We start from the raw sequence: 20,600 nt of genomic DNA on the forward strand, positions 1-20,600 counted from the left end.
TGCTTGCTATCTTCACGGCAAAAAAGGATCTACTAATATGAACAAACTCATCATCTTTGCATTATTAAGCTTAATTATAACTGGTTGTAGTAGTGCGCCTTCAGTATCAAAAGGAGCAATAGAAAAAGGCAAAGCCAGTTATTACGCTGATAAATATCATGGCCGAACGACAGCAAGTGGTGAGGTGTTTAATCAACAGGCATTGAGCGCGGCTCATCAAACGCTTGGTTTTGGCAGCAGAGTAAAAGTTACTAATCTTAGTAATAATAAAAGCGTGATTGTTACCATTAATGACCGCGGCCCATTTATCCGCGGTCGTATTATCGACTTATCAAAAAAGGCGTTTTCACAAATTGCCTCAGTCAAGCAAGGTGTGATTGACGTCACCGTTGAGCAGCTCGATTAAAAACGGGTAATAAGCTCTACGTAGTCGGCTTCATTAGCCATTAATTCAGCATGACTTGCAAGGGCTCTTACTTGCCCTTGCTCAAGCCAAATAACCTTATCAACACGGCTTAGCATTGCTGGGTCGTGAGTAATGGTCAACATGGTTTTATCTGCCCATATTTTCTCAAGTGTAGTCAGCAAGTTTTGCTTAGTGTGATTATCTAGGCTCTCTGTTGGCTCGTCCAGAATAATTAAATTACCTTGCCTTAATAGAGCTTGGGCAATGGCAATACGACGTGACTGACCATGAGAAAGCTTTCTGCCTGCTGTTCCTAAGCGGGTATTAAGGCCTGCTTTTAAGTTCTTAAGCCAAGAGCCAAGTTCAGCTTGTTCACAGGCCTCAATAAGCATTTCATCTGTCGCATCAAAAGCTGCATAGCGAAGATTTTCACGTAGCGTGCCATCAAAAATATGATGCTGTTGGGCAACTATCGTTAGCTGCTTAAAGCGTGTTGCAGTGCTCAAGCTTTCAAGTTCAAAGTTATCTTGCTTGGTGGTGAGCTTTAATGAGCCTGATTGCAGCGGCCAAAGGCCCGTGAGTAAGTTAACTAGAGTGGTTTTGCCACTGCCACTGGCACCGACTAGGGCAACTTTACTGCCGGGTGTAATCGCAAAATTGATATTGCTAAGGGCTTTACTTTTTGCCCTCGAGTATTGGTAATTGACCTCGCTTAGCTCAAGACCAAGCCCTGGTTTGTCAGCTAATTGGTTTGCTAGCTGATCATCTAAGTTGTTTGGCTTTTCGGCTAAGCTGCTGTGTTTATCTTCAAGATCGAAGAGTCGCTTTGCGGCACTTAAAGTAAGCGGCAATTCAATAAATGCCGTAGGCAGGGTGAGCACGGTTTCAAAGCTTGCTAATACAAATAACGCGAGCATCGCCAGTTCAACGTTTTTCATAGTCCCCATTGCAACCAGTGGAATTATCATAAATACACTGGCCAGCATGGTGAGTTGGATCACCAAAGTGCTTAAACCATTACTGTTTGCCACGGCTTTGTGGCGATTATAGAGCTGGTTGTTGTATTGTTTACTGAGTGAGTCACAATGCGCTAATTGCGCCGCCTGTGCTTGATAGACAGCAAGCTCTCTGGCACCTGATAGTGTATCGGCAAGTTCAGCTCTTAACTCGGCTGAAAGTTGGGTTTCGGTATCCGCTTGTTGGTGTAGCTTATGGCTTAACAATGCGGGAAGCAGCACGCCAATAATCATCAGTGAAGTAAAGCAAACTAATGCAACCTCAGCGTTATACATGGCCATGAAGGCCATTACGATAGGAATGCTGATCAAGGCGACAATAATCGGCAGCAGCACATTGAGGTAGAATTTATCCAGCGCATCTACATCATTCTGTAGCCGGTTAAATAAATCGCTACTACGACTCATTGCCAAGTCAACGTTGTTTAGTTGGCTCAGAGTCTTGAACATGTTTACGCGAATTTCGCTCAGCAATAAAAAGGTAGCATTATGGGTTATCATCCGCTCACCGTAACGAGACGCTGTGCGCACGATAGCTAAAAAGCGGATCACCCCCGCAGGGGTAAAGTAATTCATCTGCACACCCGCAATGCCCGCCGCTGCCATGGCTGCTAAAAACCACCCAGATATAGCGAGCAAGCCCACATTAGCGAGTACCGTTAAGCTTGCTAAAAAAGCCCCTAAAAGCAACATGCCAGTATGAGGTTTGCACAGTTTTAATAGACGTATAAAGTTATGCATGGGCGTCACCTTGGCTCACAAGTTTAGCAAATAGGCCTGCTTGCTCAGTCAGTTGCTGGTACTGACCAGATTCAACAATGTGACCTTGCTGCATAACGTAAATATTATCGGCGTGTTTAACCGTATTCAGTCGGTGAGCAATAACCAGCACTAAATGGTCTTTTGCATACTCTCGGATAGCTTGATTGATTAAATGCTCTGTTTGGCTGTCTAAGTGAGCGGTAGGCTCATCTAACATCAGCACTGGGGCATTCTTCAAAAATGCACGGGCAAGGGCTATGCGCTGCTTTTGCCCTCCAGAGAGGCCTTCGCCTTGTTCACCTAGCAAGCTATCAAAGCCATCAGGTAAGGCAGTAATAAACTCAAGAGCTCCAGCTTTACTTGCTGCTCCATCGAGCTCTGTTTGGCTTGCATCTGGTTTTGCTAATCGTAGGTTATCTGCAACGGTTCGATAAAATAATGTGGCTTGTTGTGGGATCCATGCCAGCTGTGCTTGCCAATCAGCTAATACCGTATCACTCAGTGGTTGCCCGTTAATGCTAATGGCACTATTAGCCTGATGATGAAAACCTAATAGGCAATCAAACAAGGTACTTTTACCCGAGCCACTTTCACCCACAAAGGCAATTAAGCCTGTGCTTGGCAAGCTTAAGTTGATATCAGTTACCCCTTCGCTTGTTTCAGGGTAGTGAAAGGTAAGTGCTTTCAGTTGTATGTCTTTTAGCGGTAACTCAAGTTTAGATGAGCCTTCATGTTCATCAGCGTCGCTTTGATTGATTATGTCAACCATATCAGCAGCGGCGCTGATACCTTCAAGTTTTGCATGATAGTGAGTACCCATTTGTCGAAGTGGTAAGTAAAACTCAGGGGCCAGTAGTAACACCACAAATCCAGTGGCAAAATCGAGCGTACCAAAAAATAATCTAAAGCCAATGATCACAGCAATAAGGGCAACACTTATGGTGGCTAAAAACTCAAGGGCGAAAGACGATAAAAAGGCGACTTTTAACACTCCCATGGTTGCACCACGGTAATCATCAGAAATCTGACTGATGCTATCTAGCTCACGCTTGGTTGCATTAAAGAGCTTGAGTTGAGTCAGGCCTTGTAACCGGTCAAAAAAGTAATTACCAAGTACCGCCAGTTGTTGCCAGCGTTCTTGGTTTAATTGCTCAGCTTTATGGCCCACTAATATCATGAAAAAGGGGATAAGTGGCGCTGTTAAAAGGAAGATGAGGCCTGCTTTGTAATCGGTTGGAAAAATCACCACCAATATCGCTAATGGAATAAGCGCGCTGTAAGCCACACTCGGAATGTAGTTGGCGTAATACTGATGTAGAGCTTCCACCCCATTATGTAAGGTGTTAAGTGTTGCGCCGTGACCTTTTTGTTCACTGTAGGCTGGCCCAAGTTTGCTGAGCTTTTCTAGCAGTGTATTACGCATCACGTTTTTTATCTTTAACGCGGCGAGGTTACTCACCCGTTCACTTAGCGCAACCAACAAAGCACGAACTAAAATTAGCCCTGCCAGCGGCCATAATATTGGGCTTACGGCTTGCAAGTTTGCTTGTTCAAACATGACTTGATGAGCCGCGTTTGCAAGAAGATAACAAGAGGCAATCATTAATAGGGCGTTGAGTGTGCCCAGACTAATGCTTAATTTAAGAAGCCCTGAAGCGGACTGGCTATACTGCTTTAAAAAAGCGCGCAGCGTTTGCTGCTGCGCGCGATTTGGTCGGGGTTTAGTCGTCATCGGTGTTTTTGAGTCTCGCGTACAGCTCTAGCTCATCATCAGCAATCGAATCTTTATGTTGGTGAAATTCGTACCACATTACGTTGATCACCCCAAGTGTACAGGCTAATAGAACACCTAAAATCCAGGCAAAATACCACATATTTAAATCTCCTTAATAGCTACCGTGAGTGTTGTTTTCAATTTCACTAATCGTTACTTTGCGCCACATCTTCACATAACACCATGTTGTGTAGATAAGAATAAGTGGTACAAAAATAACCGCAGCGATAAACATCACGTTAAGTGTCATATGGCTCGAAACCGCATCCCACATAGTTAAACTAATATTTGGGTTGTTGCTCGAAGGCATCACAAACGGGAACATTGACATACCCGCTGTTAAAATCACACCTGCGAGCATTAAGCTTGACGCTATCAGGGCCATCGCTGGTTTTTGTAATTTAGATAATACAATTGCCAGTGCCGCCATCACGAATGCAAGGGCAGGAAACAGCATGGTTAATGGCATTTTTGTATAGTTATCAAGCCATGCCCCCGGTGCCTGCGTGACTGTTTTAGCCAGTGGGTTTGCAAAGCCTTGGGTATCTCCCATGCTAACGATTTTATAACCGTCAATTTGCGATACCCACACACCTGCTAAGGCAAACAATACAATAAACGCCATCAGTGCATATTGACCATATTGTGCTGAGCGTTTAGCAACCTCTGCATCAGTACGAAGTTGTAACCACATACCTGCGTGACCAACCAGCATCAGTACACTCACTAAGCCAACTACAATGGCAAATGGGTTTAATAACGCAAAGAATGAACCTTGATAACTGACACGCAGTAGGTCGTCGATATGATAAGGCACGCCCAGTAATAAGTTACCAAATGCTACACCAAATACTAAAGCGGGAATAAAGCTGCCAGCAAATAGGCCCCAATCCCAGTTGTTTCGCCAGCGCGGTGAATCTATTTTTGAGCGATAATCAAAACCAAGCGGTCTGAAAAATAACGCAAATAACACCAGCATCATAGCAAAGTAAAAGCCAGAGAAAGCGGCCGCGTATACCATAGGCCAAGCAGCAAACAGTGCACCCCCAGCGGTGATGAACCAAACTTGGTTACCATCCCAGTGAGCGCCAATGGTGTTAATAACTGTACGGCGCTCAACATCTGTTTTACCAACTAGGCGAAGCAAAATTGCCACACCCATATCCATACCATCGGTCACTGCAAAGCCAATCAGTAAGACACCAATTAACAGCCACCAGATTAGTTTTAGTGTTTCGTAATCAAAAATCATGACTGAGCTCCTTGGCTTGCAAGTGAATCCGCTTTAGCAAGTTCATGGTGATATTTACCGGTATGAAGTGAGCTTGGGCCTTGTTTAATAAAGCGCAGCATCAGCCAGCCTTCTACAGCAGCAAGACCTGTATAGAAAACTAAGAAACCAGTAATACTAATCAATAAGTCATTCACCGTGAGTGACGAGGTTGCCAAGAAGGTCGGTAAAATTTCCGAAATTGCCCACGGTTGGCGGCCGTACTCCGCAACAATCCAACCAAACTCAATGGCAATCCAAGGCAGAGGAATACTCCATACCGCAGCCCATAATAACCAGCGCTTTTGCTCAATAATGCGGTGTGCGTTGTAATAAAATGCGAGGACGAAAACACCAAGCATGATCACGCCACAGCCAACCATGATTCTAAATGACCAGAACATAGGGCCGACTTGGGGAATTGAGTCTTTCACTGCTTTTTGAATGTGCTCTTCAGTTGCATCTACCACGTTAGGGGTGTATCGCTTAAGTAGCAAGCCATAGCCAAGGTCGTCTTTTAAGGTATCGAACTTTGCAATGTTTTCTGGGGTGTCTTCACCACCGCGAAGCTTTTCTAAGTATTCGTATGCAATCATGCCATTGCGAATACGTACTTCGTGCTGCTCTTCAAGGTCTTTAATACCTGTTACTTGCTCGTCAATAGAGCGAGTAGCAATGATGCCAAGTGCATAAGGGATTTTTACAGCGGCATGGGTGACTTGCTCTTCTGAGTCAGGAATACCAACCAAAGTAAATGCGGCTGGGGCTTCTTCGGTGTGCCACTCAGCTTCAATTGTTGCGAGTTTGACTTTTTGCACTTCGCCAACTTCGTAGCCAGATTCATCACCAAGTAAAATAACACAAAGAATAGACGCTAAACCAAACCCTGAAGCAACCGAGAACGAACGCTTAGCAAAAGCAAGGTCGCGACCTTTTAAGATGTACCAGCTACTAATACCAAGTACAAACATAGATGCTGCAACATAACCTGCTGATACGGTATGAATAAACTTAACTTGTGCGACTGGGTTAAATACCAATTCAGCAAAGCTAGTCATTTCCATGCGCATGGTTTGGTAGTTAAATTCAGCACCTACTGGATTTTGCATCCAACCATTTGCTACTAAAATCCATAACGCGGATAAGTTAGTCCCTAATGCCATTAAGAAGGTAGCACCTAGATGCTGACGTTTACTCAAACGCTCCCAGCCTAAAAAGAACATACCGACAAAGGTTGATTCTAAGAAGAAAGCCATTAAGCCTTCAATCGCTAGCGGTGCGCCAAATATATCGCCCACATAGTGAGAGTAATAAGACCAGTTGGTACCAAACTCAAACTCCATGGTTAGACCTGTCGCCACACCAATCGCAAAGTTAATACCAAACAACTTACCCCAGAACTTAGTCATATCACGATAAATTTCGCGACCTGTCATCACGTAAACGGATTCCATGATCACTAAAATCCACGTCATACCTAAGGTAAGGGGAACAAATAGGAAGTGAAATAGGGCAGTGATTGCAAATTGCAATCGCGATAGATCCACAAATGTTTCATCTATCATTGTTTAGCTCCTTGTTAGCGGGTGCGGTAGACACGACAAATATTTATTATAAAGTTTCAGTAATTATTGAAACTTTGTGAATATTAAACCTGTATTCATTTTAGTCAATAGGAAAATACGAAATAAAGATGAATTAATCCTGCTCACCTTTTCTACAGATTAGAGATAAAGCTCTAAATTTTCAAATATTTAATCGTTATAAAAAACCGTTTTGCTATGGCTTATTTTATTCTTTTTTAAGCTCTTTTTAGATAGTAGCTAGTAAACCTGCAGGCTACACACGCAAATAAATGCTCAACCAATGAGCAAGTAGGCAGGCTAATTTCGATTTCTAGTATTTATTAACTCTGTGACATTTATCCGACTGCTAAAACACGGTAAACTCGTTTTTATTAGTGCCAAAAGTTGCGAATTATCAACGAATGAAAGAACAAACAAAGCCGTTACGTATTGCCTTGGTGGCAGGTGAGTTATCAGGTGATATTTTAGGTGAAGGGCTAGTAAAAGCACTTAAACGCCGTTTTCCAGATGCCATATTTGAGGGGATTGCAGGCCCGCGTATGCAAGCGGCTGGTTGTAAAACATTATTCGATATGGACGAATTATCTGTAATGGGCCTAGTTGAAGTACTTGGCCGATTACCGCGCCTACTAAAAATACGCAAACAATTGGTGCAGCATTTTATCGACAACCCACCAGATGTATTTATTGGTATCGATGCCCCTGACTTTAACTTACGTGTCGAAAAGCCGCTAAAAGAGGCGGGCATCAAAACAGTACAATATGTTAGCCCGTCAGTGTGGGCGTGGCGCGAAAAACGTATTCATAAAATCAGTGCCGCCACTAATTTAGTGCTGGCACTTTTACCGTTCGAAAAAGCCTTTTACGATAAGCACGATGTACCTTGTACCTTTGTGGGTCATACTTTGGCTGATGATATTGCCCTTGAGCACGACCAAACCGAGGCTCGTAACCAACTAGGTTTAGCACAAACTGATAAAGTACTTGCGTTGTTACCAGGCAGCCGAGGTTCTGAAGTAGGGCTTTTAAGCGAAACCTACATTGAAACAGCGGCAAAATTGCAAGCGCAAAACCCTGACCTTAAAATTTTGGTGCCATTAGTCAATGAAAAACGAAAAGCTCAGTTTTGTGAGATTTTAGAAAAAACAGCCCCTGAACTAAAACTGCAATTATTAGATGGTCAGTCAAATCTTGCAATGCAAGCCGCTGATGCCATTTTACTTGCCTCAGGAACCGCAACGCTTGAAGGTATGCTGTATAAAAAGCCGATGGTTGTGGGTTATAAAATTAAGCCACTGAGTTACTGGATTTTCAAAACCTTATTCACTTTTAACATTAAGTATTTCTCGTTGCCTAATTTATTAGCCGATGAAGAACTCGTTCCAGAATACTTACAAACTGAGTGTAATGTTGAAAACTTATCAGCAGCGCTAACGCCTATGCTTAATAGCGATAATAGCGAACTAAAAGCGCGCTTTTTAGCCATACATAAAAACATTAGATTAAATGCCAATGAACAAGCTGCAGCAGCAGTCGCGGAGTTACTAAATGCAAATTGAACGACCGAATGTTAATTATATTGCTGGTGTAGATGAAGTTGGCCGTGGCCCATTAGTGGGTGATGTTGTTACCGCTGCGGTAATACTTGATCCGAATAAGCCTATTGCAGGGTTAGCAGATTCTAAAAAGTTATCAGACAAAAAACGTCAATTATTAGCTGCAGAAATAAAAGAAAAAGCCCTTTGTTATGCTATTGGCCGTTGCAGCCCAACTGAAATTGACGAGTTAAATATTCTTCATGCCACTATGCTTGCAATGAGCCGCGCGGTTGAAGGCTTAAGCGTAAAGCCTGAGTTTGTCTTTATTGATGGTAACCGTGTGCCTAGTCAATTAACTGTGCCAGCACAGGCGGTAGTAAAAGGCGATAGCCTCGTTGAAGAGATTTCTGCGGCATCTATTTTAGCGAAAGTTGCTCGTGACGAAGAAATGATTGAGCTTGATAAGCGTTACCCTGACTATGGTTTTGCAGGCCATAAAGGCTATCCGACTAAGGCACACTTTGCAGCACTTGAACAATACGGTGCTATTGCAGAGCATCGTAAAAGCTTTAAACCTGTTCAGCGCATTTTGGCGTTAAAAGGAGAGCAACTGTAATGCCTGCGCCGCAATTTGTTCACTTACGTGTTCACTCAGATTTCTCAATGGTGGATGGCCTAGCTAAAACTAAGCCAATTGTCGCTAAAGCAGAAGAGCTGCAAATGCCTGCATTGGCTATCACCGATCAGATGAACTTATGTGGTTTGGTGCGTTTTTATGGCGCTGCCCATGGCGCTGGAATTAAGCCTATTGTTGGCGCAGACTTTTGGTTAAGAAGCCCTGAATTTGAAGATGAACCTAGCCGAATTACCATCTTAGCGAAAGATAACGAAGGTTATAAAAACCTTACTTTATTGATCTCTAAAGCGTACCAGCGTGGACATCTATTTCACCGCCCGGTGGTTGACCGTGAATGGCTGGTGGAGCACAAAAACGGCCTTATTTTATTATCTGGTGCTAAAGATGGCGACTTAGGTAAAGCCCTATTAAAAGGTAACCCCGGGCTTATTGAATCGGTTGTTAGTTTTTATAAGCAACATTTTAGCGATCATTATTACATTGAGCTTATTCGTACGGAACGTGCGTTAGAAGAAGACTATTTACACCTAGCTGTTGAGCTTGCTACAAAAGAGCAGTTACCTGTAGTGGCAACTAACGAAGTGGTGTTTTTAAAACCAGAAAACTTTGAAGCCCATGAAATCCGCGTGGCAATCCATGACGGTTACACCTTAGAAGATAAACGTAGACCAAAACGTTTTTCTGAGCAGCAATATCTTAAAACAGCAGAGCAAATGGCTGAGCTATTTAGCGATATTCCTGAAGCGTTAGAAAACACCGTTGAAATTGCTAAGCGTTGTAATGTGACCGTACAATTAGGAACTTACTTCTTACCAGATTACCCAACCGGTTCACTGAAAATTGAAGACTTCTTGGTTAAGGTTTCTGAAGATGGCCTTGAAGAGCGTTTACAGTTTTTATTCCCAGATGAGCAAGAGCGTAAAGAGAAACGTGGCGAGTATGATGAGCGTCTGAAAATCGAGCTCGACGTAATCAACCAAATGGGTTTCCCAGGTTACTTCTTGATCGTAATGGAGTTCATCCAGTGGAGTAAAGATAACAATATTCCGGTAGGTCCAGGGCGTGGTTCTGGTGCTGGTTCATTGGTTGCTTATGCACTGAAGATCACCGACCTCGATCCACTCGAATTTGACTTACTATTCGAACGTTTCTTGAACCCAGAACGTATCTCAATGCCCGATTTCGACGTCGATTTCTGTATGGATAGGCGTGATGAGGTAATTGATCACGTAGCGGCGCTTTATGGCCGTGATGCGGTATCTCAGATCATTACCTTTGGTACCATGGCTGCAAAAGCGGTTATCCGAGACGTAGGCCGTGTACTTGGTCACCCTTACGGCTTTGTTGATCGTATTTCTAAACTAGTACCGGGCGATCCGGGCATGACCTTGGCTAAAGCGTTTGATGTTGAGCCGCGTTTACAAGAAGCCTACGACGGTGATGAAGAGGTCAAAGAGCTTATTGATATGTGTCGCATCCTTGAAGGCTGTACACGTAACGCCGGTAAGCATGCTGGTGGTGTTGTAATATCACCAACCACCATCACTGACTTTGCTGCTCTTTATTGTGATGATGAGGGTAAATTCCCGGTAACGCAATTTGATAAAAACGACGTTGAGACGGCGGGTTTAGTTAAGTTTGACTTTCTAGGTCTTAGAACACTTACCATCTTGCAGTGGGCAATTGATATGACTAACGAGCGCTTAGCCCGAGAGGGTAAAGAGCCGATTGATATCAACGCTATTCCACTTGATGATAAGCCAAGTATTGAGTTACTGCTACGCGCCGAAACCACCGCGGTATTCCAGCTCGAATCTCGTGGTATGAAAGACCTTATTCGTCGTCTAAAACCCGATTGCTTCGAAGATATGATCGCACTGGTAGCACTATTCCGCCCTGGTCCATTGCAATCAGGCATGGTAGATAACTTTATCGACCGTAAGCATGGCCGCGAAGAGCTATCTTATCCTGATGTGCAGTGGCAACACGATAGCTTGATACCCATTCTAGAACCGACCTACGGTATCATTCTTTATCAAGAACAAGTAATGCAAATTGCGCAGGTACTGGCTGGTTATACGCTAGGTGGCGCTGACATGCTGCGTCGTGCGATGGGTAAGAAAAAGCCAGAGGAGATGGCAAAGCAACGTTCAACCTTCGAAGAGGGAGCTGTTAATAACGGAGTTGACGGCGAACTTGCAATGAAAATCTTCGACTTGGTAGAGAAATTCGCAGGTTATGGTTTTAACAAATCTCACTCAGCTGCTTATGCCTTAGTATCTTACCAAACGTTGTGGATGAAAACCCACTACCCAGCAGAGTTTATGGCTGCGGTAATGTCGGCGGATATGGATAACACCGATAAAATTGTTACCTTGGTAGATGAATGTGAAAACATGAAACTGACCTTGTTACCGCCGGATGTAAATGCCGGTGAGTACAAGTTTACGGTTAATCTACAAGGTGAAATTGTTTACGGTATCGGTGCCATTAAAGGGGTTGGTGAGGCGCCTGTTGAAGCTATTCTAGAAGCCCGTAGCGAAGGTGGCCCGTTTAAGGACTTATTTGATTTTTGTGCTCGTGTTGACTTAAAGCGTTTAAACAAGCGAGTTGTTGAAAAGCTTATTTATGCCGGAGCGCTCGATCAACTTGGTCCAGATAAAACACAGCCTGGCCGAGCAACTTTATTAGCAAGTTTAAAAGATGCCATGCGAGCAGCCGATCAGCATCATAAGGCTGAGTCATTAGGGCAGGCAGATTTATTTGGATTACTTGCTACAGAGCCAGATGAAGTTGAACAAGCATTTATCAAAGCCACAGATTTAACCGACAATGAGTGGCTAGATGGTGAGAAAGAAACTTTAGGTCTGTATTTAACTGGCCACCCAATTAATCAGTATCGTAAAGAGTTAAAGCATTATACATCAGGAAGGCTGGTCGATTTACAACCCACTAACCGCGATGTGCAGTCAACGGCCGCAGGCTTAGTAATTTCTGCCCGTACCTTAATAAACAAAAAGGGAAATCGATGGGGTCTTGTAACTTTAGATGACAAGAGTGCCCGTATTGATGTACGCTTATTCCCAGAACAGTTTGAAATGTACCAAGATTTGCTGCAAGTAAACAATATCTTGGTAATATCTGGACAGGTCAGCTTTGATAACTTCTCTGGTGGCATTACAATGACCGCTAGAGACATATGCACCATCGCTGAGGCGCGAGAAAAACGTATAAAAGCGATTAAAATGACCTTGAATATGGTGCAGATCGAGGCGAACTTCTTCGATAATTTACAAAAAGTACTGGAACCTTATAAGTTTGGTACTTGTCCTATTAAAGTATTCTATCAACGTCCGGATGCGTTGGCTGAGATTACCTTAGGAACCGAATGGTGTGTTACGCCGAGTGATGACTTGCTTCATAAGTTATCGCTGATGGCGGCGCAAGATGTAGAACTAGAATTTAATTAATTAGGTAGTTTAGAGCATGAGCCTCAATTATCTTGATTTTGAGCTTCCAATCGCAGAATTAGAAGCAAAAATTGAAGAATTACAAAATGTAAGCCGCGCTGGCGAATTAGACCTTGGATTAGAAGAGGAAGTCAGTCGATTAAAAGAGAAAAGTGCTGAAATGAAAGAGAAAATTTTCTCTGAATTAGGTGCTTGGCAGGTTTCTCAGTTAGCCCGTCATCCGTTGCGTCCTTATACTCGTGATTACATCGAGCGCATTTTCACGGAATTTGACGAACTAGCAGGCGACCGTACTTTTGCTAACGACCCAGCTATTTTAGGTGGTGTTGCACGTTTTGAAGGTCAACCAGTGATGGTTATCGGCCAACAAAAAGGGCGTGACACGGCTGAAAAAATTAAACGCAACTTTGGTATGCCAAAGCCAGAAGGTTACCGTAAAGCTTTACGCTTAATGGAAATGGCTGAGCGTTTCAAAATGCCGATCATGACATTTATCGACACCCCAGGTGCATACCCAGGTGTTGGCGCTGAAGAGCGTGGTCAAAGTGAAGCAATTGCGCGTAACCTTAAAGTTATGGCCGCGTTAAAAGTACCAACTATCTGTACTGTTATCGGTGAAGGTGGTTCTGGTGGTGCATTAGCAATTGGTGTGGGCGACCGCGTTAACATGTTGCAATACAGCACTTACTCTGTAATTTCGCCAGAAGGTTGTGCATCAATCTTATGGAAAAGTGCAGATAAAGCACCATTAGCAGCAGAAGCCATGGGTGTAACAGCTGCACGTGTTAAAGAGCTTGATTTAATCAACAACGTAATTGATGAGCCACTTGGTGGCGCACATCGTAATTACGATGCGATGGCGCGTAACCTTAAAAACCAACTTAAGCGTGACCTAGCTGACTTACAAGGCCTTTCACTAGATGAAATGCTTGATCAGCGTTACAAACGTTTAATGTCGTTTGGCTATTGCTAAACACAGCTTAAAATTGAAAAAAGCCGCTTTTGCGGCTTTTTTTGTTTTATAATGCCGATAACAAAGACGCTTGTATACTCATTGGTTTTAAATGCAAACATCAGATTTATACCACCATTTTTTAGCACAATTGCAGCCTTTACTGAACGCTCAGCAAAGTAGCTTTAGCGTTGCCTTATCTGGTGGTGTTGATTCGGTTGTATTGTTACATTTAATGAAGCAAGCTCAACAGCAACACTCAGAACTTAAACTTGAAGCTGTGTATGTTAATCATGGTTTGAGCAAGTATGCCGATGAGTGGCAAGGGTTTTGCCAATCGCTATGTGAAGAGCTCGATGTCGCATTTAAAGCGGTACACGTTGAAATTTATGAGCGCTCGCGTACATCACTTGAGGCACAAGCGCGAGAGGCGCGGTACCAAGCACTCGACGAAAACTGTATATCAGGTAGTGTGATAATGCTTGGTCAGCACTTAAATGATCAACTTGAGACCTTCTTACTTCGGCTAAAGCGGGGCTCTGGCTTGCAAGGCTTAGCATCAATGCCACAAACGCGATTGTTAGCGTCTAGGCGTGTATGTTTTAGACCGCTGATTAATATCACTCGTGAGCAAATTGAACAATTTGCCAGTGAATTTGCTATTACTCATATCACCGATGATTCAAATATTGATGAACGCTTTGACCGTAATTTTTTACGTCATCAGGTTCTACCCATTTTAACGGAGCGTTTTCAAGGGTTTGAAAAAAGTGCAGCGCGCAGTATTCGGCTGTTACAAAAGCAGCAATCGCTGCTCGATGAATATACTCAAAACGACCTTACACACTGTCAAAATAAGCAGGGTGGTTTAAGCTGCGAGGCAATTGCGGGGTTTAGTAAGCCCAGACAAGCAAACCTTATACGTGCGTGGCTGAATCAGTTTACCCATCAATTACCTTCAGAGAATCAGCTACAGCAAATTATTGAGCAAGGTTTAACGGCAAAAGCCGATGCCCAGATAAAAATTTGTTTGCAAAGCGGCGATGTTCGTCGACATCAGCAGCATTGGTATTTTGTGAAAGAGCAGGCAATACCTGAGGCGATGGATATTGCTTTGCAAAGCGTTGAACTGATTGGTGGCCGAAAACTAATACTGAAAGCGGGCAAGGGTATTAGAAAACCAAAGCCCGATGAGCAAGTAAGGGTTGAATTTAATAAGCCACAAGCGCGTATAAAGCCTTTGCATAAACCCGGTTCAAATACTTTAAAGCATTGGTTTAAAGATGCCAAAGTAGCTCCTTGGTTACGTGCGCAGACACCACTTATTTTTTATAACGATCAACTTGTGCAAGTAGTTGGCTACTTTATTAGTGAGCAGCACAGTGTTGAAGATGGAATTCTTTGGGAGACAATCTATGAGTGAACAACCACATGTTGGTTTATCACTAGTTAATAAGGCACCACTTGGCTTTGCGTTGTCGGTGCTAGTGGCTGTAATTGCTGGTTTTGCTTATGCAGAGCTGACAATAAATACACTTTTTTATGCACTAGCTGGCGGCTTAGTTTGCTCATTATTGCTGCTAGGTTACTGGTCAGGCAAAGGCGGTATTTTCTTTATTCTAGGCGTACTTACGCCACTGGCTTTAGTGATGGTATCGCCCCTTACCACCATGGCTGCCTTGCTTTACTTATTAAGCGGCTTCTTCGCTGGTTTTTGGTTAGTATTACTGGGTTATAAATTTATAAACAAAAAAGCCTAGCGGGGGATGCTAGGCTTTTACTCAATTAGTAAGCTCTTGCGCAGTTTCTTCCTGCAGCTTTTGCCTTATAAAGACCCTTGTCAGCACGGGCAAACACTTCGTTTTCGCAGTCTTGGTTATTGGCGAGTGTATAACCAATACTTGATGTTACATCATATTGAGCCATCAACCCTGAGCTAGCAACCAAACTCATAATACGATCAGCAATTACCTTATTAGTGGTGAATTCAGGGTCGTCGATTAATAATGCAAATTCATCTCCACCAAAGCGGAAAATTGAGTCAGTGCCACGCACGCTAGTGCGTAATACATTAGCAAATTCTTGCAGTACATCATCGCCAATTTTATGACCAAAGTTATCGTTCACTTGTTTAAAGTTATCTAAATCAAGCAGCATTAAACTAAATGGACGATGTTGACGGCGGCAACGTTCTAGCTTTTGTGCCAAGCTGTCATTAAATTGACTACGGTTGTTTAAGCCTGTTAGCGCATCTTTAGTCGCTAAACGTAATACGCGGGTGTACATAAGCGCATTACGCAATGGGTAAACGAGTGCTGTATGAAGTAGCTTTAATTTTGCTTCTATCGCTTTACCCATAGGGAACTGGCTAAAGTAAATTAGCTGCCCTAAGCGTTCACTTTCGATATCTAAATCAAAAGAGTACGGTGTTTGACTGGTATCGCTGCCAGCACTTTGTGACACTCCGAGTGCAGATTGGAACTGTAATCCAGATAAATTGATCAGTTGTTTTGCGTGTTCGGCAAAAATTGTCAAAATTTCTTCGATTGATAACGTAGTTTGTAACCTTGCGACCAAATCGTGTGGACTATTTGTTTCATTTATTCGGTAATGCTCTGCCGAAAACGGCAGAAACTCGCCTCGCGCAGACACCCGCTGCGTCAAAATATGGACATTTTCCATGATAATTCTCCCCCCGGAGTGTTTAGATACTCATACTTAGCGAGATTTGTGCCACATTTTTAAACTGGCTGAAAAACAGATGGTTGCTATATTTAAGGTAGGGTACAGCTTTATCATCAAGTAGAAGGGAGTTTATTGCTTGCAAAATGTGCTGATTCAAGTGTTTGGCTTGCTCGTCGCTGCCGTATTATTTGTTTGGTTCTTCAAACGAATTGGTTTACCACCTATTCTTGCTTATCTTGCCACCGGCGTGTTGGCGGGGAGTCATGGTATTGGCTGGATGGCGCAAAGCCACGAAATGCACTTTGTTGCCGAACTCGGCATTGTATTTTTACTGTTTAGTTTAGGGCTTGAGTTTTCATTGCCGCGTTTAATGGCAATGCGCAATATTGTATTTGGTCTTGGCTCCTTACAGGTCGTGGTGACTAGCATTGTATTTATGCTGATTTTACTGCTGTTAGAGCACAGCCTTTTAAATAGTTTTACCATCGCCAGTTTAATGGCACTGTCTTCTACGGCGGTGGTGGTCAAGTTACTTAAAGAGTCTGGAGATTTAAACCAGCGCCGCGGCCAGTTGGCAATAGGGGTGTTGCTATTTCAAGATATTGCTGTTGTCCCTCTACTCATTGTTTACCCTTTACTAGCACAAAGTGGCTCTGAAGAAATTGCTGGAGCATTGGCTTTTGCACTCACTAAAGGCGCTTTAGTGTGTATTTTATTGTTCGGCATAGGTAAATGGATTTTGCCTAAAGTGTTTAGCGAAATAGCGCTGGTAAGAACCGATGAGCTATTTATGCTAACGACTTTATTGGTTGCCTTGTTTGCCGCAGGCCTGACTTACCTATTTGGTTTATCGATGGCGTTAGGCGCCTTTTTAGCCGGCATGATGTTAGGAGAAAGCCATTATCGTCACCAACTAGAAGCCGATATTAGACCGTTTCGCGATATTTTGATGGGACTCTTTTTTGTTACCGTCGGTATGCAGTTAGATGTGCTCTATGTACTTAATAGTTGGTACTGGATCATCGCAGTATTAATTGGCTTATTGCTATTCAAAATTGCGGTGCTCGCAATTTCTGCGCAAGTGATAGGGGAGCGTAAGCAAGATGCGGTATCGGCGGGTATTATGCTTTGGCAAATGGGAGAATTTGGCTTTGTATTAATTGCACTTGCTTCGCAGCACTTGTTAATAAGCTCAGAGCAAGCTTCATTTTTAATTGCAGTTGGCGTGCTTTCAATGGCGCTAACGCCTTACCTTATTGAAAAAACACCGCTTATTCTTAAAAAACTTGGCCTTTTAAGCCATGCAGGGCAGTACTGGCAACAGCCCGCGACAAGTAGCCCTTTGTATCAAAATCATATTGTGATCTGTGGCTTTTCTCGTGTTGGGCAAACCGTTGCGCGTTTTTTAAAGCCCGAAGCAATTGAATACGTAGCGGTTGAGAGCAACCCCATCTTATTGCAAGAAGCAAAAGCGGCTGGTGAGCCAGTTATTTTTGGCCATGTAAATCAAAAAGATATTTTAAAATCAGCGGGTGTAGAGCGGGCAAGGCTAGTCATTATTACTTTTACTGATTTTGAGCAAACGCAAATTGTTGTTGATGCCATCAAGCAAATAGCTCCTGACGTGAAAATACTGGTACGAATGCGCGATGATACCGAAATGGAAACGCTTAAAGAGCTTGGTGTTACTGAGGTAGTGCCTGAAACACTCGAAGCAAGCCTAATGTTGGTTTCGCATGTGCTTTATATGTCTGGCGTGCCGATGACACGGATCATACGCCGAGTAAGTAAAGAGCGGCGTAATCGTTATAAGTTTTTAAATGGCTTTTTCACTGGCGATAAACTCGATGGCGAAGAGGCAAGTTCAGATAGGCTTGAGTATTTACATGTTATAGCTCTGCCAGAACACGCTTATGCGGTTAATCAGAAAATTAGTGAGCTTAAACTTGAGCAGCGGCGTGTGTCGGTTAGAGCGCTGCGCCGACAAGACCGAGAAATTGACGCACCTTCATCACAAACTATTTTATTGGCAGGTGATATTTTAGTGTTACAAGGCAAGCCTCGCCGAGTAGAGCGGGTAGAACGGTTTTTACTCGACGGTATGGAGTAGCTATTAACTACTCCAGCTCTAAGAATTTACGAATCTCAGGTAGCTTTTTAAGGCCATCTTGGTAGCCAATTTCAATAAGCTTTTGGGTATAACGTTTTTCAAACAGTAAGTAGCTCGTTAAACTCGATTGCGAACGTTTCTTCACGCCTATCATGCGTAGTAACAGTTTGATTGCCATAGGCATGTCATCATAAAACTGAGCTGCGATTGCATTAAAGTTTTGCGATGGGTTGATCACGCAAGTTTCGATTTGTTTAAGCTCTTGGTGTTTGTCGCGGGCAGGTAACAGGCTTAGCGTGCGATTGATACGCTGTAAACGCTCTAAATCAGACTGTAGCGTGTCGGTAAATACGCTATCGAGTAAGTGACCGGCAATATTAGAAAGACCCGGGTAATGAGGCTGGTAACCCGGTGGATGCAATTCTTTTGGCTCATCAACACCAATAATAAAGATTTTTTCAGCACCTAAGTGAACCGACGGACTCAGTGGCGAAAGTTGGTGAATAGAGCCGTCGCCAAAATAGTGGTTATAAACATTCACGCTCGGGAACACCATCGGAATAGCGCTCGATGCCATTAAGTGCTCAACATTAATGCGGGTTGCTTGCCCTTCACGCTTTGCTCTGCGCCACGGCTTTTGTGTAAGTGACTGAAAAAATGCGACAGAGTCACCCGTGGTGTAGCTCGAAGCAGTAATCGACACTGCATCTAGGTAGTTTTTATGTAAATTTCGTTCGATACGCGATAAATCGAGTATTTCGTGCAACAGTTTTCTCAGCGGTTTATTGTTCAGTAAACTCGCTGGTGGGTGGTTTATATGTTCAGATTGAAAACTCGTAAGCATGTTGCGAGTAATATGCAAAAACACACTTAAAAAGTCGCTTTTATAAACCTGAGAAGTCGAAAAATTCTTCCACACCCATTCAAGTTTTTTGCATGCTAAATGCGCACAGGATGCATAACATGCTAACGCTGCGGAATTAATTGCGCCAGCTGATGTCCCATTAATAATAGTAAAGGGCAGCGGTGCTGTACGAGGCATGCTTTGCGTTATCGACTTAAGCACACCAACTTGATAAGCCGCTCGCGCGCCACCACCTGTTAGTAATAAAGCGATTTTAGAGTGTTGTGTTTTTTTTAACTTACTGCTCATGGTTGCATTTAAATAGTTGTGCGTCTTTACTTTATTTATCAACTGTAAGTCTTTAAGCTAGAAGAAGCAAAGATTAGCTCAAGGCTAAATGGTTTTTTCGTATTTTTATCTGTTTTATTTTTAAGGGAGTGTCTATGTCAGAGCATTCGTCAGAACCTGAAGTGCAAAAGGGTTCATCAAATAACAACCTGATTTTTGCGGTGGTTGTGCTTATCCTTGTTGCTGGTGTGGCAGCGTTTATTTTATTGAAGCCTGAAGATAAACCAGTGCAAGTTGTTGAAGACATTGTTGCAGAAGAAGCGCCAGTTGTTGAGTATCAAGAGCCTGAACCAGAACCTGAAGTGACAGAGCCTGAGCCAGAACCAGTTGTAGTCGATACTGCACCAGAGCGCACTCCAGAGCCAGTTCCAGAAGTTGAGCCACTACCAACGTTAAATGAAAGCGATGAAGTGGTTGTTGCTCGTATGGATGAGTTACTAAGTGACCAAGTGATGAGCTTAATGGTGACCGATGACCTTATTCGCCGTGGTGTTGTGTATGTTGATAACATCGCCAAAGGTAAAGTGGCATTAAGCCACGCGCCAGTTGAACGCCCTAAAGAGTCGTTTAAAGTTATTGAGGGCGACATTTTAACAATCGACCCAAATAGCTATGAGCGCTACACGCCATACGTAAAACTATTTACCAGCCTTAGCGCTGCTCAAGTTATTCGTATGTACGATGAATACAAACCACTTATCAACGAAGCTTATGCAGAAATTGGCTACGAAGGTGATGCATTCACTGGCACGCTAGAAGAGGCAATTGACGTACTGCTTGATACGCCAGAGCCAAAAGGTGATATGCCACTCGTTCGCAACTCAGTTACGTATCAATATGCTTACTCTGAGTGGGAAAACCTACCTGATGCGCAAAAACAATTACTGCGTATGGGCCCAGAAAATATGAAAAAAGTGAAAGCTGCATTACGCAACATTAAAGCTGAACTTGAAAAGTAAGCGATAACCCCCTTAATGACAGTGCGATTGTATACCAAGTATGCAATCGCACTTTCTTTTTCGAATATCCCTTGAATAACAGGCTAAAAGTAGAGATAATCCTTCCCGCGCCAAACAAGGCCCTCAATGGTAGTCTTATTGGTCCTCTCGCAACACTAGCAGGTGAACCTGGTCAGGCCCGGAAGGGAGCAGCCACAGCTTGTGACGTGTGTGCCGAGATGCGGCTGGTAAGACTGCCACCCA

General features: G+C 43.3%; 16 protein-coding genes and 1 other RNA gene. 10 read left to right on the forward strand and 7 right to left on the reverse strand.

What is annotated here, in order from left to right:
- Positions 1-37 precede the first annotated feature (37 nt).
- Positions 38-406: a septal ring lytic transglycosylase RlpA family protein gene (locus NFU46_RS13930; protein ID WP_175082818.1), complete on the forward strand. Its 369-nt coding sequence runs from the start codon at positions 38-40 to the stop codon at positions 404-406.
- Here the strand turns inward: NFU46_RS13930 and cydC are convergent.
- From cydC to NFU46_RS13955, 5 genes are read right to left on the reverse strand one after another with little or no spacing between them, the layout of a single operon-like run.
- The gene (gene cydC / locus NFU46_RS13935) at positions 403-2,163 is read right to left on the reverse strand and encodes a thiol reductant ABC exporter subunit CydC (RefSeq protein ID WP_251602612.1); all 1,761 of its coding nucleotides are present in this window, start codon (positions 2,161-2,163) and stop codon (positions 403-405) included. The two genes, NFU46_RS13930 and cydC, sit on opposite strands and share 4 nt — an antisense overlap.
- Positions 2,156-3,916 (reverse strand): thiol reductant ABC exporter subunit CydD, encoded by a 1,761-nt coding sequence (gene cydD / locus NFU46_RS13940; RefSeq protein WP_251602614.1) that lies wholly within the window; start codon positions 3,914-3,916, stop codon positions 2,156-2,158. The genes cydC and cydD overlap by 8 nt, the downstream gene beginning before the upstream one ends.
- The gene (gene cydX, locus NFU46_RS13945) at positions 3,906-4,058 is read right to left on the reverse strand and encodes a cytochrome bd-I oxidase subunit CydX (protein WP_175078524.1); all 153 of its coding nucleotides are present in this window, start codon (positions 4,056-4,058) and stop codon (positions 3,906-3,908) included. The genes cydD and cydX overlap by 11 nt, the downstream gene beginning before the upstream one ends.
- Before the next feature lie 12 nt (positions 4,059-4,070).
- Positions 4,071-5,210 (reverse strand): cytochrome d ubiquinol oxidase subunit II, encoded by a 1,140-nt coding sequence (gene cydB / locus NFU46_RS13950; protein ID WP_063530294.1) that lies wholly within the window; start codon positions 5,208-5,210, stop codon positions 4,071-4,073.
- Complete coding sequence (locus tag NFU46_RS13955) at positions 5,207-6,793, reverse strand: cytochrome ubiquinol oxidase subunit I (protein WP_054562035.1); 1,587 nt, start codon at positions 6,791-6,793, stop codon at positions 5,207-5,209. The genes cydB and NFU46_RS13955 overlap by 4 nt, the downstream gene beginning before the upstream one ends.
- A 422-nt stretch (positions 6,794-7,215) precedes the next feature.
- Here NFU46_RS13955 and lpxB point away from each other — a divergent pair, with 422 nt between their 5' ends.
- The 6 genes from lpxB (at position 7,216) to NFU46_RS13985 (ending at position 15,171) form a co-directional block, all read left to right on the forward strand.
- On the forward strand, positions 7,216-8,373 hold the full coding sequence (gene lpxB, locus NFU46_RS13960; RefSeq protein WP_251602616.1) for a lipid-A-disaccharide synthase: 1,158 nt from the start codon (positions 7,216-7,218) through the stop codon (positions 8,371-8,373).
- A complete protein-coding gene (rnhB, locus tag NFU46_RS13965) occupies positions 8,363-8,968 on the forward strand; it encodes a ribonuclease HII (protein WP_187491219.1) in 606 nt (201 codons plus the stop codon). Before lpxB ends, rnhB begins: the two co-directional genes overlap by 11 nt.
- On the forward strand, positions 8,968-12,459 hold the full coding sequence (gene dnaE / locus NFU46_RS13970; protein WP_251602618.1) for a DNA polymerase III subunit alpha: 3,492 nt from the start codon (positions 8,968-8,970) through the stop codon (positions 12,457-12,459). Before rnhB ends, dnaE begins: the two co-directional genes overlap by 1 nt.
- A gap of 16 nt (positions 12,460-12,475) precedes the next feature.
- Positions 12,476-13,432, forward strand: a complete 957-nt coding sequence (gene accA / locus NFU46_RS13975; RefSeq protein WP_054553102.1) for an acetyl-CoA carboxylase carboxyl transferase subunit alpha — start codon at positions 12,476-12,478, stop codon at positions 13,430-13,432.
- A gap of 91 nt (positions 13,433-13,523) precedes the next feature.
- Positions 13,524-14,834, forward strand: a complete 1,311-nt coding sequence (tilS, locus tag NFU46_RS13980) for a tRNA lysidine(34) synthetase TilS (RefSeq protein WP_251602620.1) — start codon at positions 13,524-13,526, stop codon at positions 14,832-14,834.
- The gene (locus tag NFU46_RS13985) at positions 14,827-15,171 is read left to right on the forward strand and encodes a hypothetical protein (protein ID WP_062566895.1); all 345 of its coding nucleotides are present in this window, start codon (positions 14,827-14,829) and stop codon (positions 15,169-15,171) included. Before tilS ends, NFU46_RS13985 begins: the two co-directional genes overlap by 8 nt.
- A 25-nt stretch (positions 15,172-15,196) precedes the next feature.
- Here NFU46_RS13985 and NFU46_RS13990 read toward each other — a convergent pair whose 3' ends face one another.
- Positions 15,197-16,093 (reverse strand): GGDEF domain-containing protein, encoded by an 897-nt coding sequence (locus NFU46_RS13990; RefSeq protein WP_058586265.1) that lies wholly within the window; start codon positions 16,091-16,093, stop codon positions 15,197-15,199.
- A 139-nt stretch (positions 16,094-16,232) separates the two neighbouring features.
- Between NFU46_RS13990 and NFU46_RS13995 the strand changes: the two genes are divergently transcribed.
- Positions 16,233-18,206, forward strand: coding sequence for a monovalent cation:proton antiporter family protein (locus NFU46_RS13995; protein ID WP_251602622.1), 1,974 nt, complete (start codon positions 16,233-16,235; stop codon positions 18,204-18,206).
- A 7-nt stretch (positions 18,207-18,213) separates the two neighbouring features.
- On the opposite strand, the gene NFU46_RS14000 is transcribed toward NFU46_RS13995, so the two are convergent.
- Positions 18,214-19,359 (reverse strand): patatin-like phospholipase family protein, encoded by a 1,146-nt coding sequence (locus tag NFU46_RS14000; RefSeq protein WP_251602624.1) that lies wholly within the window; start codon positions 19,357-19,359, stop codon positions 18,214-18,216.
- A gap of 134 nt (positions 19,360-19,493) precedes the next feature.
- On the opposite strand from NFU46_RS14000, the gene NFU46_RS14005 reads away from it, so the two are divergent.
- Positions 19,494-20,357, forward strand: coding sequence for a DUF3014 domain-containing protein (locus NFU46_RS14005; RefSeq protein WP_248529332.1), 864 nt, complete (start codon positions 19,494-19,496; stop codon positions 20,355-20,357).
- Positions 20,358-20,493: 136 nt separating this feature from the next.
- An RNA gene (ffs, locus tag NFU46_RS14010) (signal recognition particle sRNA small type) lies at positions 20,494-20,590 on the forward strand.
- Positions 20,591-20,600: the final 10 nt, after the last annotated feature.

The sequence above is a fragment of the Pseudoalteromonas sp. NCCP-2140 genome (genome assembly GCF_023708065.1).
Taxonomy (GTDB): Bacteria; Pseudomonadota; Gammaproteobacteria; order Enterobacterales; family Alteromonadaceae; genus Pseudoalteromonas.

Bases quoted from the DNA above. Each gene is read 5' to 3' on its own strand.
- NFU46_RS13930 (WP_175082818.1), top strand. From the start codon at position 38: ATGAACAAACTCATCATCTTTGCATTATTAAGCTTAATTATAACTGGT.
- cydC (WP_251602612.1), bottom strand. From the start codon at position 2,163: ATGCATAACTTTATACGTCTATTAAAACTGTGCAAACCTCATACTGGC.
- cydD (WP_251602614.1), bottom strand. From the start codon at position 3,916: ATGACGACTAAACCCCGACCAAATCGCGCGCAGCAGCAAACGCTGCGC.
- cydX (WP_175078524.1), bottom strand. From the start codon at position 4,058: ATGTGGTATTTTGCCTGGATTTTAGGTGTTCTATTAGCCTGTACACTT.
- cydB (WP_063530294.1), bottom strand. From the start codon at position 5,210: ATGATTTTTGATTACGAAACACTAAAACTAATCTGGTGGCTGTTAATT.
- NFU46_RS13955 (WP_054562035.1), bottom strand. From the start codon at position 6,793: ATGATAGATGAAACATTTGTGGATCTATCGCGATTGCAATTTGCAATC.
- lpxB (WP_251602616.1), top strand. From the start codon at position 7,216: ATGAAAGAACAAACAAAGCCGTTACGTATTGCCTTGGTGGCAGGTGAG.
- rnhB (WP_187491219.1), top strand. From the start codon at position 8,363: ATGCAAATTGAACGACCGAATGTTAATTATATTGCTGGTGTAGATGAA.
- dnaE (WP_251602618.1), top strand. From the start codon at position 8,968: ATGCCTGCGCCGCAATTTGTTCACTTACGTGTTCACTCAGATTTCTCA.
- accA (WP_054553102.1), top strand. From the start codon at position 12,476: ATGAGCCTCAATTATCTTGATTTTGAGCTTCCAATCGCAGAATTAGAA.
- tilS (WP_251602620.1), top strand. From the start codon at position 13,524: ATGCAAACATCAGATTTATACCACCATTTTTTAGCACAATTGCAGCCT.
- NFU46_RS13985 (WP_062566895.1), top strand. From the start codon at position 14,827: ATGAGTGAACAACCACATGTTGGTTTATCACTAGTTAATAAGGCACCA.
- NFU46_RS13990 (WP_058586265.1), bottom strand. From the start codon at position 16,093: ATGGAAAATGTCCATATTTTGACGCAGCGGGTGTCTGCGCGAGGCGAG.
- NFU46_RS14000 (WP_251602624.1), bottom strand. From the start codon at position 19,359: ATGAGCAGTAAGTTAAAAAAAACACAACACTCTAAAATCGCTTTATTA.
- NFU46_RS14005 (WP_248529332.1), top strand. From the start codon at position 19,494: ATGTCAGAGCATTCGTCAGAACCTGAAGTGCAAAAGGGTTCATCAAAT.